The organism is Lentibacter sp. (genome assembly GCF_965657785.1).
Taxonomy (GTDB): Bacteria; Pseudomonadota; Alphaproteobacteria; order Rhodobacterales; family Rhodobacteraceae; genus Lentibacter.
In genome coordinates, this window is the sequence record NZ_CBFHPP010000033.1 from 1 (window position 1) to 16,415 (window position 16,415).

A 16,415-nucleotide genomic window follows, 5' to 3' on the forward strand; every position below is an offset into this window, starting at 1 on the left:
GGCGGCTGTGCAGATGCGCCGTGGTCCAAACGTGGTTGGCGTATTTGGTTTGTTCCAGAGCTTCGCGGATTTCATTAAATATGCGGTGAAAGAGATTATCGTGCCGGCGGGTGCTGATAAATTTGTCTTTTTCCTCGCGCCGCTTGTCAGCTTTGTTCTGGCCATGGCCGCGTGGGCTGTAATTCCGTTCAATGACGGGTGGGTTCTGGCGAATATCAACGTGGCCGTGCTCTATATCTTCGCCTTCTCTTCGCTGGAAGTGTATGGCGTGATCATGGGGGGCTGGGCGTCGAACTCCAAATATCCGTTCCTTGGCTCGTTGCGCTCTGCGGCCCAGATGATTTCTTATGAAGTCTCGCTCGGCCTTATCATTATCGGCATTATCATCTCGGCGGGGTCTCTGAACCTGAGCGATATTGTGAATGCGCAAGCGGGGGACTACGGCATCTTTAGCTGGTTCTGGATCCCGCATTTCCCGATGTTGTTTCTCTTCCTGATTTCGGCGATGGCTGAGACAAACCGCCCACCTTTTGATCTTCCCGAAGCGGAGTCAGAGCTGGTGGCTGGCTATCAGGTTGAATATTCCTCAACGCCGTTCCTGCTCTTTATGATCGGGGAATATGTGGCGATTGTTTTGATGTGTGCTCTGGTCTCGCTGTTCTTCTTTGGCGGCTGGCTCTCACCGATCCCTGGTTTGCCTGATGGCATTATGTGGATGTTTGGCAAGATGTTCTTTGTCTTCTTCATCTTTGCGATGGTGAAGGCGATTACACCGCGCTACCGCTATGACCAGCTGATGCGCATTGGTTGGAAAGTGTTCCTGCCGATGTCTCTCTTCTGGGTTGTTTTCGTGGCCTTTGCGGCAAAATTTGACTGGTTCTGGGGCACGTTCGCGCGCTGGAGCGTAGGAGGGTAATATGGCTCATATCGACTATAAACGCGCGGTTGGTTACTTCTTCTTGTCGGACTTTTTGACCGGTATGAAGCTTGGCCTTAAGTATTTCTTCGCGCCCAAAGCGACGCTGAACTATCCGCATGAAAAGGGGCCGCTTTCGCCGCGCTTCCGTGGCGAACACGCGCTGCGCCGCTATCCGAACGGCGAAGAGCGCTGTATTGCGTGTAAGCTCTGTGAAGCGATTTGCCCTGCGCAAGCGATCACGATTGATGCGGAGCCGCGCGACGACGGTTCGCGGCGCACCACGCGTTATGACATTGACATGACCAAGTGTATTTATTGCGGTTTCTGCCAAGAGGCCTGCCCTGTGGATGCAATTGTGGAAGGGCCGAACTTTGAGTTTGCCACCGAGACCCGTGAGGAGCTGTTTTACGACAAAACCAAGCTTCTTGAGAACGGCGACCGCTGGGAAGCGGAAATTGCCCGCAACCTCGAATTGGATGCACCATACCGATGACCAATACACCCTTTGAAATGATGATGAAGCAAGCGAACGAAATGGCGAAAGCCATGGCGCCTGCGCTTGAGACGTTTTCTCCTAAAGGGTTTGAGGCGATGTGGCCGACCATGTCTAAAGAGATGATGGAAGCCACCTTTGGCAAGGGGCTGAACGAGAACGGGCTTGACGCCAAGACGCGGCTTTTGCTGACCCTTGCAGGGCTGACCATGCAGGGCGCGCAGGGCGAAGCGCAGATCAGACTGACTGTGCGCCACTTGGGTGAAGCGGGTGCAACAGACGAAGAAATAGCCGAAACCATCGCCATGATGGCGATGTTTGCGGGACTTCCTGCCATGACGCGGGCGATGGAAATCGCCAAGGACGTGATGGACAACCTTGAGGACGACGACACATGACCGTAGTGACCTTTGCTTTCTATCTCTTCGCGATAGGCGTGCTTGCGGGCGGGCTTTTCACTGTTTTGAGCCGCAATCCTGTGCATTCGGTGCTCTGGCTTATCCTTGCGTTTATGAGCGCGGCGGGGCTGTTTGTTTTGCTTGGGGCAGAGTTTATCGCGATGCTGCTGATGATCGTTTATGTCGGCGCGGTGGCTGTTCTGTTCCTTTTTGTTGTGATGATGCTCGATGTGGACTTTGCCGAGCTGAAGGCCGGTATGGCGCAATATATGCCGATTGCTCTGGCCATAGGGATTGTGCTTCTGATGTCGCTGGGCCTTGCTTATGGCGACTGGCAGATGGCGGACGGCGCCGAGGCTGCGCGCGTGGCCGTTACGCCTGAAGGCACGCAGAACACTGCGGCGCTCGGACTTTTGCTTTATGACCAATATTTCCTGATCTTCCAGCTTGCAGGTCTGATCCTGTTTGTGGCGATGATCGGGGCGATTGTGCTGACATTGCGCCACCGTGACGGCGTCAAACGCCAGAACGTTCTGGAGCAGATGTGGCGCGATCCGAAAGACGCGATGGAACTGAAAGACGTAAAACCGGGGCAGGGGCTGTAAGCCTTTCGCTTTGAGAACAATAAAGAACCGAGGGACGACATGATCGGACTTGAACATTATCTGACGGTGGCAGCAGTGCTGTTTGTCATCGGCATTTTCGGGCTTTTCCTGAACAGGAAGAACATCATCATTTTGCTGATGTCGATCGAGCTTATTCTCCTGTCGGTGAATATCAACTTCGTCGCCTTCTCCTCTTATATGGGGGATATGGCGGGGCAGGTGTTTACGCTGTTTATCCTTACTGTGGCCGCTGCCGAAGCTGCGATTGGCCTTGCGATCCTTGTGGTCTTCTTCCGCAACCGTGGCACGATTGACGTAGAAGACGTCAACGTGATGAAGGGGTAAGAGCATGGAACAGATTATTCTCTTCACTCCGCTGATTGGCGCGCTTGTTGTTGGATTTGGTCACCGAATTCTAGGCGATAAAGCCTCGCAATGGATTGCGACGGGTCTTTTGTTCCTCGCGGCGGCGCTGAGCTGGGTTGTTTTTCTCGGCTTTGACGGGGTGACCCGCCAGATCGAAATTCTGACATGGATCCAGTCGGGCACGCTGGACACGAGCTGGGCCATTCGTCTGGATCGCCTCACCGCGATCATGCTGGTTGTGATCAACTCGGTATCGGCGCTCGTGCATCTCTATTCTATCGGATACATGGCGCATGACGAAAACTGGAAGGACGGCGAAAGCTATCGCCCACGCTTCTTTGCGTATCTGTCGTTTTTCACCTTCTCCATGCTGATGCTGGTGACTGCGGACAACCTGATCCAGATGTTCTTTGGCTGGGAAGGGGTGGGCGTGGCTTCATACCTGCTCATTGGTTTTTACTACCGCAAACCAAGCGCCAATGCCGCTGCGATCAAGGCGTTTGTGGTCAACCGTGTCGGTGACTTTGGCTTTGCGCTTGGGATTTTCGGGCTGTTTTACCTTGTCGACAGTGTGAACTTTGACGATATTTTCGCGGCGGCTCCGACATTGGCCGAGACGCAGATCGGCTTCCTTTGGACCGAGTGGAACGCGGCCAATCTTCTCGCCTTCCTTCTGTTTGTTGGCGCGATGGGCAAGTCTGCGCAGCTCTTTTTGCACACATGGTTGCCTGATGCGATGGAAGGCCCGACACCTGTTTCGGCGCTTATTCACGCAGCGACGATGGTTACGGCGGGGGTTTTCCTTGTCTGTCGTATGTCGCCATTGTTTGAGTTCGCCCCTGAGGCCAAGGCGTTTATCGTTTTCCTCGGCGCGACCACGGCTTTCTTTGCGGCGACGGTGGGCCTCGTTCAAAACGATATCAAACGTGTGATCGCGTATTCGACCTGTTCGCAGCTTGGCTATATGTTTGTGGCTGCTGGCGTGGGTGTTTATTCCGTCGCTATGTTCCACCTCTTTACGCACGCGTTCTTCAAGGCAATGCTCTTCCTTGGCGCAGGCTCGGTCATCCACGGGATGCACCACGAGCAGGATATGCGCAATTATGGCGGCCTGCGCAAAAAGCTTCCCTACACGTTCTGGGCCATGATGATCGGCACATTGGCGATCACGGGGGTCGGTATTCCGCTTACGGGCTGGATCGGGTTTGCAGGCTTTGCCTCTAAGGATGCGGTGATTGAATCGGCTTATGCGGCTGGCCCCATGGGCTACGCCTATTGGATGCTCGTGATAGCTGCGCTGTTCACCAGCTTTTACTCTTGGCGCCTCATGTTCCTGACGTTCTTTGGTAAGCCACGTGGCGACAAGCACACCCATGATCACGCGCATGAGAGTCCTGCCGTGATGCTCGTTCCGCTCGGTGTTTTGGCATTGGGGGCGATCTTTGCTGGCGCGATCTGGTATGGCAGCTTCTTTGGCAAGACCAGTGAAGTGGTCAAATTCTTCGGCGGCAAATACGGCGAACCGACACAAGAGCTTGTTGAGGCCGTGAAAGAGCGTAGCCCCAAGGCTTCGGAGCTGCATTATGTCATGGAGAGCAAGCCAGGGGAGGCTGCGATTTATATCGCGCCAGAGAACACAATCCTACATGAGGCGCATTATGTTCCAACATGGGTCAAGCTTTCGCCCTTTGTGGCGATGTTGATCGGTCTTGTCACAGCACTCTGGTTCTATGTTTGGAGCCCAAGCCTGCCTGCGAAACTCGCAACGAGCCAGCGCCCGCTGTATCTCTTCTTACTCAACAAGTGGTATTTTGACGAAATCTACGACTTCCTTTTTGTGAACCCTGCCAAAGCGCTTGGACGGTTCCTTTGGAAGAAGGGCGATGGCAGCGTGATTGATGGAACGATCAATGGCGTCGCTATGGGCATTATTCCGTTCTTCACTCGCCTCGCAGGGCGCGCCCAGTCGGGTTATATTTTCACCTACGCATTCGCCATGGTTCTCGGGGTCGTTGTCCTCGTCATGTGGATGGCCTTTACAGGGGGCACACGGTAATGGACAATCTTCTTTCCATTGTCACTTTTATTCCAGCACTGGCGGCGCTGATCCTTGCACTGTTTCTTCGGGGCAGTGACGAGGAGGCCGGGCGCAATGCCAAGTGGGTGGCACTCTTGGCCACGTCGATCACCTTTTTGGTGTCGCTGTTTATCCTTTCTAATTTTGATGCCAGCGATACCGGCTTTCAAATGGTGGAAGAGCGTGAATGGCTGATGGGGCTGACATACAAGCTTGGCGTTGACGGGATCAGCGTTTTGTTTGTCATGCTCACAACCTTCATGATGCCGCTGACGATCGCGGCCAGCTGGAACGTCAAGACACGCGTGAAGGAATATATGATTGCCTTCCTCGTGCTTGAGACATTGATGCTCGGTGTCTTTATGGCGCTCGATATGGTGCTGTTTTATGTCTTCTTTGAAGCAGGTCTTATCCCGATGTTCCTGATCATCGGGATCTGGGGCGGCAAAGAGCGCATTTATGCGAGCTTCAAGTTCTTCCTCTATACCTTCCTTGGGTCGGTTCTGATGCTTGTGGCGATGGTTGCGATGTTTGCGGATGCGGGGACGACCGATATTCCGACACTCATGACCCATACGTTCGGCTCTGAAAACTTCTCGATCCTTGGCGTGCAGGTTGTGGGCGGGCTGCAAACGCTTATGTTCCTTGCCTTCTTTGCGAGCTTTGCGGTCAAGATGCCGATGTGGCCGGTTCATACATGGCTGCCGGATGCGCACGTTCAGGCGCCGACAGCTGGCTCTGTTGTGCTTGCGGCGATCTTGCTCAAGATGGGCGGCTATGGCTTCCTGCGCTTTAGCTTGCCGATGTTCCCTGTCGGGTCAGACGTCATGGCGCCGCTGGTGCTTTGGATGAGCGCAATCGCGATTGTTTACACATCGCTTGTGGCGCTTGTTCAGCACGACATGAAAAAGCTCATTGCTTACTCATCAGTTGCTCACATGGGCTTTGTCACGATGGGTATCTTTGCTGTGAACCAGCAGGGGGTTGACGGTGCGATCTTCCAGATGATCAGCCACGGCTTTATTTCGGGCGCGCTCTTCCTTTGTGTGGGGGTTATTTATGACCGTATGCACACCCGCGAGATTGACGCTTACGGAGGCCTCGTAAACCGTATGCCTGCCTATGCGCTGATCTTCATGTTCTTCACCATGGCGAATGTGGGCCTTCCGGGCACATCGGGCTTTGTTGGCGAATTCCTTACGCTTATGGGCATCTTCAAGGTGAACACATGGGTGGCGGCTGTGGCGGCGCTCGGTGTGATCCTGTCGGCAGGCTATGCGCTCTGGCTTTATCGCCGCGTCGTTTTTGGTGACTTGATCAAAGAGAGCCTCAAGACCATCAGCGATATGACCACGCGGGAGAAGGCCATCTTTGCGCCGCTCGTTGTGATGACGCTGTTGCTTGGTGTTTATCCGAGCCTTGTCACCGATATTATCAGCCCTTCTGTAGAAGCGCTCGTATCAAACTATGAAACTGCCTTGCATGATGCAGGCACGGCCGCCGCTGCGCTGGCCCAATCGCACTAACGGAGAGACTTATGCAGGCTGATCTGAATATAATCCTGCCGGAAATCGTGATTTCCGTCTACGCGATACTGGCGCTTTTGGGAGCTGTCTACACGAGCAAAGACAAGCTCGCGGGGCTTGTGACCTATGCAACAGCGGGGCTATTCCTTTCGGTTGCCGCTTGGATCGGACTGAGCGGGGGCGGAGCTTCGACGGCCTTTGGCGGTATGTTCGTTGACGATGCTTTTGCGCGCTTTGCCAAGGTGACGATCCTGCTCTCGGCTGCCGCAGTTCTTGTCATGGGTATGGGGTATCTTGAGCGTCACAATATGATGAAGTTCGAATATCCTGTCCTTGTCGCGCTCAGCGTTGTCGGGATGATGTTCATGGTGTCGGCTGGCGACCTCATGGCGCTTTACATGGGGCTTGAGCTACAATCGCTGGCGCTTTACGTCATTGCCGCGATGCGCCGCGACAGCCTGCGTTCGACAGAAGCGGGCCTTAAGTATTTCGTTCTTGGTGCGCTTTCTTCTGGTCTGCTGCTTTATGGCTCCTCACTTGTCTATGGTTATGCGGGCACGACGCTCTTCTCAGGGATCGTGGCGGCGGCTGGCGATGGGCTTGCGCCTGTCGGTCTGCTCTTTGGTCTTGTCTTTGTGATGGCGGGCCTTGCCTTTAAAGTGAGCGCTGTGCCGTTCCATATGTGGACGCCTGATGTCTATGAAGGCTCGCCCACACCGGTCACGAGCTTCTTTGCGACGGCGCCCAAAGTGGCTGCTATGGCGCTGTTTGCCCGTGTGCTGCATGACGCCTTTGGCGGTGTCTCTGCGGATTGGTCGCAAGTGCTGATCCTGATTTCTGGGCTGTCGATGTTTGTCGGCGCGATTGCGGCGATTGGACAGACCAATATCAAGCGCCTGATGGCCTATTCCTCCATTGCCCACATGGGCTATGCGATGATCGGTCTGGCGGCGGGCACGGCCTTCGGGATTGAAGCGATGCTGACCTATATGGCGATTTATGTGACGATGAACATCGGCACCTTTGCCTTTGTTCTCAGCATGGAACGCGACGGTGTGCCTGTGACGGATATTGACGCGCTGCGGATGTATTCCAAGGTCGAACCTGGAAAGGCGATTGCGCTTCTGGTCTTGCTGTTCAGTCTTGCGGGTGTGCCGCCTATGCTTGGCTTCTTTGCCAAGTTGGGCGTGTGGCAGGCAGGGATCGATGCTGAGCTGTTCTGGCTTGTTGCCGCCAGCGCTGTCGCTTCTGCGATTGGGGCGTACTACTATCTGCGCATTGTTTACTTCATGTATTTTGGAGAAGAGACAGAGGCCGCTTTGGACGAGAACACCTCGCCCGTGCTGTGGGTGATGTTGATGGGTGCGGCGCTTGTCATGGTTGTAGGTGTTGTGAGCCTCTTTGGAATTGACAGTGCAGCGGCCACGGCGGCAGCGGCGCTTGTGAACTGATTGTGACAGAGCCTACGGACTGGCCCGCGGGATACGACCTGCGCAGCTTGAGAGAAGTGGACAGCACGATGTCGGAGGCGACACGTGTTGTGCATGACTTGGCTGGCCCGTGCTGGATATTTGCCGCGCATCAGACTGGAGCGCGTGGTCGGCGGGGACGGGCTTGGTCTATGCCTTTGGGCAATTTCAGTGCCAGTCTTGTTTTACCAAACGCGGGCAGCCCTGCCGAGATGGGCTTGCGCTCATTTGTGGCCTCACTTGCGCTTTATGATGCTGTGCGCGCTGTGGCTGGCCCAAGTGCAAACCTGAGCCTCAAATGGCCCAATGATGTTTTGCTCAACTCTGGCAAGCTGGCGGGTATTTTACTTGAAAGTGCTGGCGATGCTCTGGTGATCGGGATCGGTGTGAATTTGGCTGCGGCCCCTGAAATCAGTGAGGTTGAGGAGGGCGCCATGAGGCCCGTTGCACTCAAGGCCGAGACCGATGCAGACCTGCCGCCTGAAGACTTCATGAAATATCTCGCGGCTGCTTATGCACCTTGGGAAGAGCGCTTTCGCACCTATGGCTTTGGCGTTATACGCGAGGCTTGGCTGGCCAAGGCTGCGAAGCTTGGCGAGCCGATCCGTGCGCGCACGATGCGCGACGAGATGCATGGGACATTTGAGACGGTGGACGCGCAGGGGCATTTGGTATTAACCAGCGCCAAAGGGCGCATGAGCATTCCGGCTGCAGATGTGTTTTTCTAAAGGGGCAAGCTCATGTTACTCGCGATAGATTGTGGCAATACCAATACGGTTTTCTCGATTTGGGACGGCGAAAAATGGCTGTGCACCTTGCGCACCTCGACCCATCATTCGCGCACGGCGGATGCTTACTTTACATGGTTCACGACCCTCATCAGCCATTATAACATCAAGCCTGATATCACCGATGTGGTGATCAGCTCGACTGTGCCGCGCGTGGTCTGGAACTTGCGGGTGTTTGCCGACCGCTTTTTTGACTGTCGTCCCCTTGTTGTGGGCAAGCCTGAGTGCCTTTTGCCGGTGCCGCCACGGGTCGATCCCGGCACAGGCGTTGGGCCTGACAGGCTTGCCAATGCGGCGGGCTGCTTTGACCGCCATGGTGGCAACGCGATGGTGATCGACTTTGGGACGGCGACCAATATTGATGTGGTGGCCGAAGACGGCGCCTATGTCGGCGGTGTGATTGCCCCAGGGGTCAACCTGAGCCTTGAGGCGCTGCACCAAGGCGCGGCGGCCTTGCCGCACGTGGACATCACCCAGCCTGAGCGGGTGATCGGCACCAATACGGTTGCCTGTATCCAGTCGGGAATATTCTGGGGGTATGTCGGCCTCATCAAAGAACTGACAAGCCGCGTGCGGGACGAATTTGGCGCGCCTATGAAAGTGATTGGCACAGGCGGGCTTGCGCCGCTCTTTGCCCAAGGCGAAAAACTATTTGATACCATTGAAGATGACCTCACGATGCACGGATTGCGCGTGATACACAGCTATAACAAAGAGCAGGGAACTATATGAGCACGGAACGACTAATCTACCTTCCCCTTGGCGGGGCAGGCGAGATCGGAATGAACTGTTACGTCTATGGCTACGGGCCAAAAGACAAGGAGCGGCTTATTCTTGTCGATCTGGGCGTGACCTTTCCTGATATGGACACAAGCCCCGGGGTCGACCTCATCTTTCCTGATCTGACGTGGCTGACAGACCGCAGGGACCAGCTTGAGGCGGTGTTTATCACGCACGCCCATGAAGACCATGTCGGCGCGGTCGGGCACTTCTTTGGCCAATTGGGTGTGCCTGTTTATGCGCGGGCCTTCACGGCCAATATCGCGCGGCGCAAGCTTGCAGAGCATGGTTTTGGAGATGAGACTGTGACCACGGTTTCGGCCTATCCCGAACGGGTGGAGGCGGGGCCTTTCTCCGTCAGCTTCGTGCCTGTGTCACATTCGATCCCTGAAAGCTCGTCCTTGTTGATTGAAACGGCGGGGGGGCGCGTCTTTCATACGGGCGACTTCAAGATTGATCACAACCCGATCGTTGGAGAGGCCTTTGACGAAGCGCTTTGGCAGGAGATTGCCAAAGACGGGATCAAAGCTCTGGTTTGCGATTCCACCAATGTCTTTAGCAAAAGTGCGGGCCGCTCGGAGAGCGAGCTTGGCGACAACCTCGAGGCGCTGATCAAAGGTGCTGAGCGTATGGTTGTGGCAACCACCTTTGCCTCCAATGTGGCGCGTGTGAAGACGCTGGCCGAAGCGGGCGAAAGGGCCGGGCGCTCGATCTGCCTTATGGGGCGCGCAATGCGCCGTATGGTGGAAGCCTCGATTGAAACAGGCGTTCTGAAGAGCTTTCCGCCTGTTGTTTCGATTGATGATGCGCGCGATGTGCCACGCGAAAACCTGATGCTTCTGGTCACAGGCTCGCAAGGCGAGCGCCGCGCGGCCTCGGCGCAGCTCGCACGGGGCAAGTTCAACGGCATTGAGATGAAAGAAGGGGATATGTTCCTCTTTTCCTCAAAGACCATTCCGGGCAACGAACGTGGCGTGATCTCGATCATGAACCAGTTCTCGGAAATGGGCGTTGATGTTGTGGATGATAATGACGGGATGTATCATGTCTCTGGTCATGCCAACCGCCCTGATATTGCTAAGGCGCATGAGCTGATCGACCCTCAGATGATTATTCCGATGCACGGCGAGCACCGCCATTTGCGCGCGCACGCCAAGCTTGCGGAAGAAAATGGCCGCGCCAGCGCTGTGGCTGTGAACGGTATGATGGTCGAGCTTTCGGGCAATAAGCCCAAGGTTGTCGAGTATATCGAGACGGGCCGGCGCTATCTTGACGGCTCAACCCAGATCGGTGCGCTTGACGGGATTGTGCGCGACCGCATCCGCATGGCGCTCAACGGGCACGTCATTGTCACGGTCATTCTAGACGAAGACGGCGCGCCGCTTGGCGAGCCTTGGTGCGAGCTGATGGGGCTGCCTGAAACGGGCCGCAGCAAGGCGCCTTTGGTCGAAGTTCTGGAAGAAGATCTTGGCCAGTTCCTCGGGCGCGCGAAAGCTGCGACGCTGAAGGACGATGGCAAGATCGAGCAGGAGCTGCGCAAGGTTGCGCGCCGCACCACGCTTGATGAGATTGGGAAGAAGGCTGAAGTGAGTGTGATTATCAGCCGTTTGGCCTGATCGCGACGCTATTTAGTCGAAAAGACTACAGAAGACAGAGGCCTGAGCCGCTCTCCTGAAGAAAACAGGGAGGGCGGCTTATGTCTGCGCAGAGCTATATTAATCTTGAAACCTATCCAATCGGAGGCGAGGGCGCGGCCCGCGAGGCCTTGCTTTTAAAGGTGCGGGCCGATTTGGCGCGCGACGGATGCGCTGTTTTGAAAGGCTTTCTCACCGAGAAGGGCGTTGCGGCTCTGACGGCGGAGGCCGAGAGCGTGTCTGATCAAGGTCACCGCTCGTTTAACCGCACCAATGCCTATTTTACCAAAGATGATCCGAGCTTGCCCGAAGATCATCCGAAGCGGCAATTTTTTGACCGCTCCAATGCATTTATCCCTGCGGATAATTTCCCTACGGATGGGCCGTTGCGGCTGATCCATGACTATGAGGGCTTTGACGGCTTTATTCAGGCCTGTTTGCAAGAAGAAAAGTTCTATCGCTATGCCGACCCGTTGGCTGATGTGATTGTCAACATGGCCGAGGAGGGCGAGGGCTTTCCTTGGCATTTTGACACCAATAACTTCACTGTGACCTTGGCTATTCAGAATGCGGAGGCGGGCGGGGCCTTTGAATATGCGCCTGCGATCCGTGCGGAGAGCGAAAACTTTGACGAGGTTGCCCGTGTGCTTCAGGGGCGCTCTGACAGAGTGAAAGTGCTTGAGCTTGAGCCAGGGGATCTACAGCTGTTTCGCGGGCGATATTCGCTCCACCGGGTTGCGCCGCTTAAGGGCAAGCGGCGGCGCTATGTTGCCATTTTCTCATATGTGGAAGAGCCAAATATGGTGGGTGCGCCAGAGCGCACAGAGCAGCTTTACGGGCGCACCCTGCCCATTCATCATGAAAGAGCAGGGCAGCGGCTTGACGCTTTGATCGACTAGCTGTCCATCCGTTCTTCAAAGCTTTTGGCAATGAAACTTGGCATATCATCGCCAAGGCCGACGGGGGCACCGCCGCGTTGGGTGGTGTTGCGGCTGTTGTCATGGCCGCCACGTGCGTTGCTTTTGCGTTCGTTTTGCTGTGAACGGGGCTGGGGTTGCTCCTGTTGCGCGTCGCTGTGCTGGGCTGCGAGGGGCGCGTCTGCCTTTGGGGCCGCGTCTTTTTGAGCGTCGGCTATCTCGGCCTTGGGCGCCGCAGACTTGGGCTTGCGCGTGCGGGAGGGGCGCTTGGGCTTTTCCTCGGTCTCGGGCTTGCTTTCGGCTGTGCTCGCCTCCAGCGTAGGAGCTATCTCTTCGCCGCCGCGTGGGATCTGATGATTCACCAAGGCTTCGATATCTGCAAGGTTGCGCTCGTCGCGCGGGTTGCAGATCATGATGGCGGTGCCTTTTTTGCCTGCGCGGCCTGTGCGGCCAATACGGTGCACATAGTCTTCGGCGTGGCTTGGCACATCGTAGTTAAAGACATGGCTCACGTTGGGAATATCAAGCCCGCGTGCGGCGACATCAGAGGCCACGAGGAAGCGCAAGGTTCCATCGCGGAAGCCATCAAGCGTGCGCATCCGGTGTGATTGCTCAAGGTCGCCGTGAATCGCGGCGGCATCGAGGCCGTATTTTTTCATGGATTTGGCAACGGTATCGACATCAACCTTGCGGTTGCAAAAGATGATGGCGTTTTTGCAGGCTTCGCCTTCGCTCTGGATCAGATCGCGCAAGAGCTTGCGCTTTTCTGTGCCTTCACGGTCTTTGCGCGAGCCTTTGAACATGATCACGGATTGGGTGATGTTCTCGGATGTTGTCGCTTGGCGTGCCACTTCGACCCGCTCTGGCGCGGAGAGGAATGTATTGGTGATCCGTTCGATCTCAGGGGCCATTGTGGCGGAGAAGAACAGCGTCTGGCGGGTAAACGGCGTCAGGCTGAAAATACGCTCGATATCGGGGATAAAGCCCATATCGAGCATACGGTCGGCTTCATCCACAACCATGATCTGCACGCCTGTGAGCAAAAGCTTGCCGCGCTCGAAATGGTCGAGCAGACGGCCCGGTGTTGCGATCAGAACATCTGCGCCACGGTTGATCACGGCCTCTTGTTCTTTGAAGCTGACGCCGCCAATGAGCAGGGCTTTGTTCAGCTTTACATATTTTGCATAGGCGTCGAAGTTTTCGGCGACTTGTGCGGCCAGCTCGCGGGTCGGGCAGAGCACGAGGCTGCGCGGCATTCTTGCGCGGGCACGGCCACGGGCGAGAAGCGAGATCATTGGCAGCGTGAAGGAGGCTGTTTTGCCTGTGCCCGTCTGGGCAATGCCCAAAACGTCACGGCCCTCCAAAGCGGGGGGAATCGCGCCAGCCTGAATGGGAGTGGGTGTTTCGTAGCCTGCATCGGCCACAGCTTTGAGAACCTTTGGGTCAAGATTCAGATCAGAAAATTTTGTCATGTGTATCCGTTATTTACGGACACATCTGGGCCCGTAGCATCTTGTTGAAGTCAGGCCCGTTTGGCCCAGCCTATCGCTTGATCGACTCCTGTCAGGCTCTTTAGCCAAAAGGGGGCGTAAGGTCAATCAGTGTGCAAATTTACCGCGTTTTTAGGGCCTTCTGCGGCGAAATTGATACGCCAGAGCGGCCCCGAAACAGTCGCTGGTGCTTAGCGAGCGAAGTGTTTTTCGCGTTTTGCCTCTAGCGCCAGATCGTATGTCCGCAAAAGCCCATGGTCTTTCAGGCGGGATAAAAGCGCGGGTGTTGCTGTGCAGACCTCCTCATAAAAGGCTTTTAGCCCTTGTTCGCCCTCAGTGTCCTCTATGGTTCTTAACACTTCATGAAGACTTAGCCCGCCCAGCTCTCGGGCGCGGTTTGGCTTGAGTTCGGCGCGGTAGACGCCGTGGGCGAGGCGATAGCGGTAGTTTTCCATCCAATGGGCATAGCTTTGGGCGTGCAAATGGCAGAGCTCTGTGCCGAGCAGCTCTTCTTGTCCGGGATTTTGAGCGCCATTGATAAAAATGTTGTGGATGCGAAAGTCCAACTCGTCGGCCCCCGTGCGGGCGAAGAGCTTGCCTGCCACATGGCTGAGGAAGCCGCCGTTGAGGTGCCTCCCATAGGTCGGATAGATCGTGTCTGTCTCGCGCTGGCGCTGTTTGCGCTCGTTGGTCATTGCTTTGAAATATGTGCCGGTTTCGCTCGCCAGAGCCTCTACGGGGCGCACTCGCGCCGCCATGCAGGCGGGGGGCAGTGCTGCGAGCTGTTCTGCTATGGGCTGTTTGAGAGGCCAGAGGAACTCGTCAACGTCAATATGGGCGAGCCAGTCCAGCCCGTCGGCCTTGCGCCTGTAGGCGTGGCGCGCGTTTGCGCCTTGACGGGCTTGATGCTTTGCGGGGCGGGTCTTGCCGCGCCAATGCTCTGCGTGGGTGCGCAGGACGCGCAGGTTTGGATGTTTCTTGAGGCTTTGGAAGGCGGCTTCATTGTCGTCGTCAAGATAGAGGATAAGCCTGTCTGCGCCCAGCTCCAAGTGATGCGCGGCGAAGCGTTCTATCTCGGGGAGTGAAGCTTTTATTGTGCTGACGATACCCCATTTCATTTCAGGTTTTCCTCATGATTACGGGCCTTTGCGCGGCGCTCTTTCATCATGCTGAGGCGGCGGAAGACTGTGCCGTCCTCAGAATTGAGGGCCTGAAGCAAGCTCAGTGCGAGGGGCTTGAGCACGGGGGCGTCCTCGGCCAGCAGGTAGAGCGGGGCGAGCAGGGCCAGATCAAGGCCGCCGTGGTTCAGCGAGTATTGATCCATCGCGAGGGGCATGGCGGCGCTTGAGCGCTTGCCAAAACGGTGAGGCTCGTCGGGCGCAAGACCTGTGAAAAGACGCTCGAATTCATAGAGCTTGATGAGGCCAAAGAGCATCTTGAGGGAGGCCCCCAGAGTCTGCTCGGGGCCGGCGATGCCGTGGTCGGCAAATGTCATGGCCGAAGAGACCTGCCAGCGCAGGTCAAGCTGGGTAAGCAGGTGCTCGCTTTCTTCGGCCCAGAGGCGGCGAAAGAGCGGCGCGGCCTCTGCGGGAGGCTCAGCGCGGCGGAGCAGGGCAATGAGGCGGGCATTGAGAAAAGAAAGCTCGGAAAGCCCCGCGAACTCGGGGGCTATCATGCTGGATTTTAACGCAAATGTGCCGTGTTTGCCTTGAGGCTCGACCGCAGGCCCAGACAGCAGGCGGGCCTTTAAGGGGCCAAGCTTGAGGGCGGGATCGAACGATTCGCCCGCCATGTGAAACGGCGAACGACGTTTCATCCAACGGGCGATAATCTCTTCAGCGCCGCCTGCGTATGTTACTGGGTGCGAACTCATAAAAAAACACTGCCACGCGGTGGAAGACTAGACCATCATTTCCTTTGTCGCGGTGAGCGTGATCTCTTTGTGATCGCGCTCGACACGGTCGATATCCCACTGGAGGCGGGTGAGATAAACGATATCACCGTCGTGGTCGTGGGCGATATGTTGTTTGTTTAAATTTACAAACTTATCAATATCTTGCCGCTCACCTTTAATCCACCTTGCAGACTTGAACTGCGAGCCTTCAAAGCGCACAGGCAGGCCATATTCCAGCTCGATACGGCTTGCGAGGACTTCAAACTGAAGCGCGCCGACCACACCGACGATAAATCCCGAGCCAATACTCGGCTTGAAAACCTTGGCGGCCCCTTCCTCGGCGAATTGCATCAGCGCCTTTTCGAGGTGCTTTGACTTCATCGGGTCCATGGCGCGCACGCCTTGGAGAAGCTCGGGCGCGAAGGAGGGGATATTGGTAACACGCAAAAGTTCCCCTTCGGTTAACGTATCGCCGATGCGCAATTGGCCGTGGTTGGGAATGCCAATGATGTCGCCAGCCCAGGCTTCTTCGGCCAGCTCGCGATCCGAGGCGAGAAAGAGCACAGGGTTGGTGATTGCCATTGGTTTTTTGGAGCGCACATGGGTCAGTTTCATGCCGCGTTTGAAGTGCCCAGAGGCCATGCGGACAAAGGCAACGCGGTCGCGGTGCTTTGGGTCCATATTGGCTTGGACCTTGAAAACAAAGCCAGAAACCTTGGTTTCTTCGGGCGCGATGGCGCGCGGTTCGGCTTTTTGGACCTGCGGCTCGGGGCCGTATTGGCCGATGCCGCTCATCAGCTCCTGAACGCCAAAACTGTTGATGGCGGAGCCAAACCAGATCGGCGTCATGTGGCCTTCAAGGACAGATTGGGGCACCAGCTCGGGGAGCAGTTCGCGGGCCATTTCGACCTCTTCGAGCAGCTTCTCCAGCAGATGTTTGGGCAAGTGCTCGGCCAGTTGCGGATCATCCAAGCCCTTGATTTTGATGGATTCGGCACGCTTGTTTCGGTCGGCGCGGTCCATCAGCTCAAGGCGGTCATTCAACAGATCATAACAGCC

16 protein-coding genes are annotated in these 16,415 nt (G+C 56.1%); 12 read left to right on the forward strand and 4 right to left on the reverse strand.

Annotation, left to right across the window (positions count from 1 at the left end):
• The 12 genes from nuoH to ACTF58_RS12530 all read left to right on the forward strand — a co-directional run.
• On the forward strand, nt 1-916 hold a 916-nt coding region (nuoH, locus tag ACTF58_RS12475), incomplete at its 5' end, for an NADH-quinone oxidoreductase subunit NuoH (protein WP_438992297.1).
• Between the two features lies 1 nt (nt 917).
• On the forward strand, nt 918-1,412 hold the full coding sequence (gene nuoI / locus ACTF58_RS12480) for an NADH-quinone oxidoreductase subunit NuoI (RefSeq protein WP_438992298.1): 495 nt from the start codon (nt 918-920) through the stop codon (nt 1,410-1,412).
• Nucleotides 1,409-1,810: a carboxymuconolactone decarboxylase family protein gene (locus ACTF58_RS12485; RefSeq protein ID WP_438992299.1), complete on the forward strand. Its 402-nt coding sequence runs from the start codon at nt 1,409-1,411 to the stop codon at nt 1,808-1,810. Before nuoI ends, ACTF58_RS12485 begins: the two co-directional genes overlap by 4 nt.
• Nucleotides 1,807-2,415, forward strand: coding sequence for an NADH-quinone oxidoreductase subunit J (locus ACTF58_RS12490; RefSeq protein ID WP_438992300.1), 609 nt, complete (start codon nt 1,807-1,809; stop codon nt 2,413-2,415). The genes ACTF58_RS12485 and ACTF58_RS12490 overlap by 4 nt, the downstream gene beginning before the upstream one ends.
• 39 nt (nt 2,416-2,454) lie before the next feature.
• The gene (gene nuoK, locus ACTF58_RS12495) at nt 2,455-2,760 is read left to right on the forward strand and encodes an NADH-quinone oxidoreductase subunit NuoK (protein WP_089888349.1); all 306 of its coding nucleotides are present in this window, start codon (nt 2,455-2,457) and stop codon (nt 2,758-2,760) included.
• Between the two features lie 4 nt (nt 2,761-2,764).
• Nucleotides 2,765-4,837 (forward strand): NADH-quinone oxidoreductase subunit L, encoded by a 2,073-nt coding sequence (gene nuoL / locus ACTF58_RS12500; RefSeq protein ID WP_438992301.1) that lies wholly within the window; start codon nt 2,765-2,767, stop codon nt 4,835-4,837.
• A complete protein-coding gene (locus tag ACTF58_RS12505; RefSeq protein WP_438992302.1) occupies nt 4,837-6,384 on the forward strand; it encodes an NADH-quinone oxidoreductase subunit M in 1,548 nt (515 codons plus the stop codon). Before nuoL ends, ACTF58_RS12505 begins: the two co-directional genes overlap by 1 nt.
• An 11-nt stretch (nt 6,385-6,395) precedes the next feature.
• Nucleotides 6,396-7,835 (forward strand): NADH-quinone oxidoreductase subunit NuoN, encoded by a 1,440-nt coding sequence (nuoN, locus tag ACTF58_RS12510; protein ID WP_438992303.1) that lies wholly within the window; start codon nt 6,396-6,398, stop codon nt 7,833-7,835.
• A 2-nt stretch (nt 7,836-7,837) separates the two neighbouring features.
• The gene (locus ACTF58_RS12515) at nt 7,838-8,581 is read left to right on the forward strand and encodes a biotin--[acetyl-CoA-carboxylase] ligase (protein WP_438992304.1); all 744 of its coding nucleotides are present in this window, start codon (nt 7,838-7,840) and stop codon (nt 8,579-8,581) included.
• A 12-nt stretch (nt 8,582-8,593) separates the two neighbouring features.
• A complete protein-coding gene (locus ACTF58_RS12520) occupies nt 8,594-9,373 on the forward strand; it encodes a type III pantothenate kinase (RefSeq protein WP_438992305.1) in 780 nt (259 codons plus the stop codon).
• On the forward strand, nt 9,370-11,037 hold the full coding sequence (locus tag ACTF58_RS12525) for a ribonuclease J (RefSeq protein ID WP_438992306.1): 1,668 nt from the start codon (nt 9,370-9,372) through the stop codon (nt 11,035-11,037). The genes ACTF58_RS12520 and ACTF58_RS12525 overlap by 4 nt, the downstream gene beginning before the upstream one ends.
• Nucleotides 11,038-11,117: 80 nt before the next feature.
• A complete protein-coding gene (locus ACTF58_RS12530) occupies nt 11,118-11,954 on the forward strand; it encodes a HalD/BesD family halogenase (protein WP_438992307.1) in 837 nt (278 codons plus the stop codon).
• Here ACTF58_RS12530 and ACTF58_RS12535 read toward each other — a convergent pair.
• The 4 genes from ACTF58_RS12535 to ACTF58_RS12550 all read right to left on the reverse strand — a co-directional run.
• Complete coding sequence (locus tag ACTF58_RS12535; protein ID WP_438992308.1) at nt 11,951-13,444, reverse strand: DEAD/DEAH box helicase; 1,494 nt, start codon at nt 13,442-13,444, stop codon at nt 11,951-11,953. The two genes, ACTF58_RS12530 and ACTF58_RS12535, sit on opposite strands and share 4 nt — an antisense overlap.
• Before the next feature lie 209 nt (nt 13,445-13,653).
• The gene (locus ACTF58_RS12540; protein WP_438992309.1) at nt 13,654-14,580 is read right to left on the reverse strand and encodes a glycosyltransferase family 2 protein; all 927 of its coding nucleotides are present in this window, start codon (nt 14,578-14,580) and stop codon (nt 13,654-13,656) included.
• Entirely contained in the window at nt 14,577-15,335 is a 759-nt protein-coding gene (locus ACTF58_RS12545; protein ID WP_438992310.1) for a hypothetical protein, read from the reverse strand. Before ACTF58_RS12545 ends, ACTF58_RS12540 begins: the two co-directional genes overlap by 4 nt.
• Before the next feature lie 27 nt (nt 15,336-15,362).
• The coding region (locus ACTF58_RS12550) for an EF-Tu/IF-2/RF-3 family GTPase (protein WP_438992311.1) at nt 15,363-16,415 on the reverse strand (1,053 nt) is incomplete at its 5' end.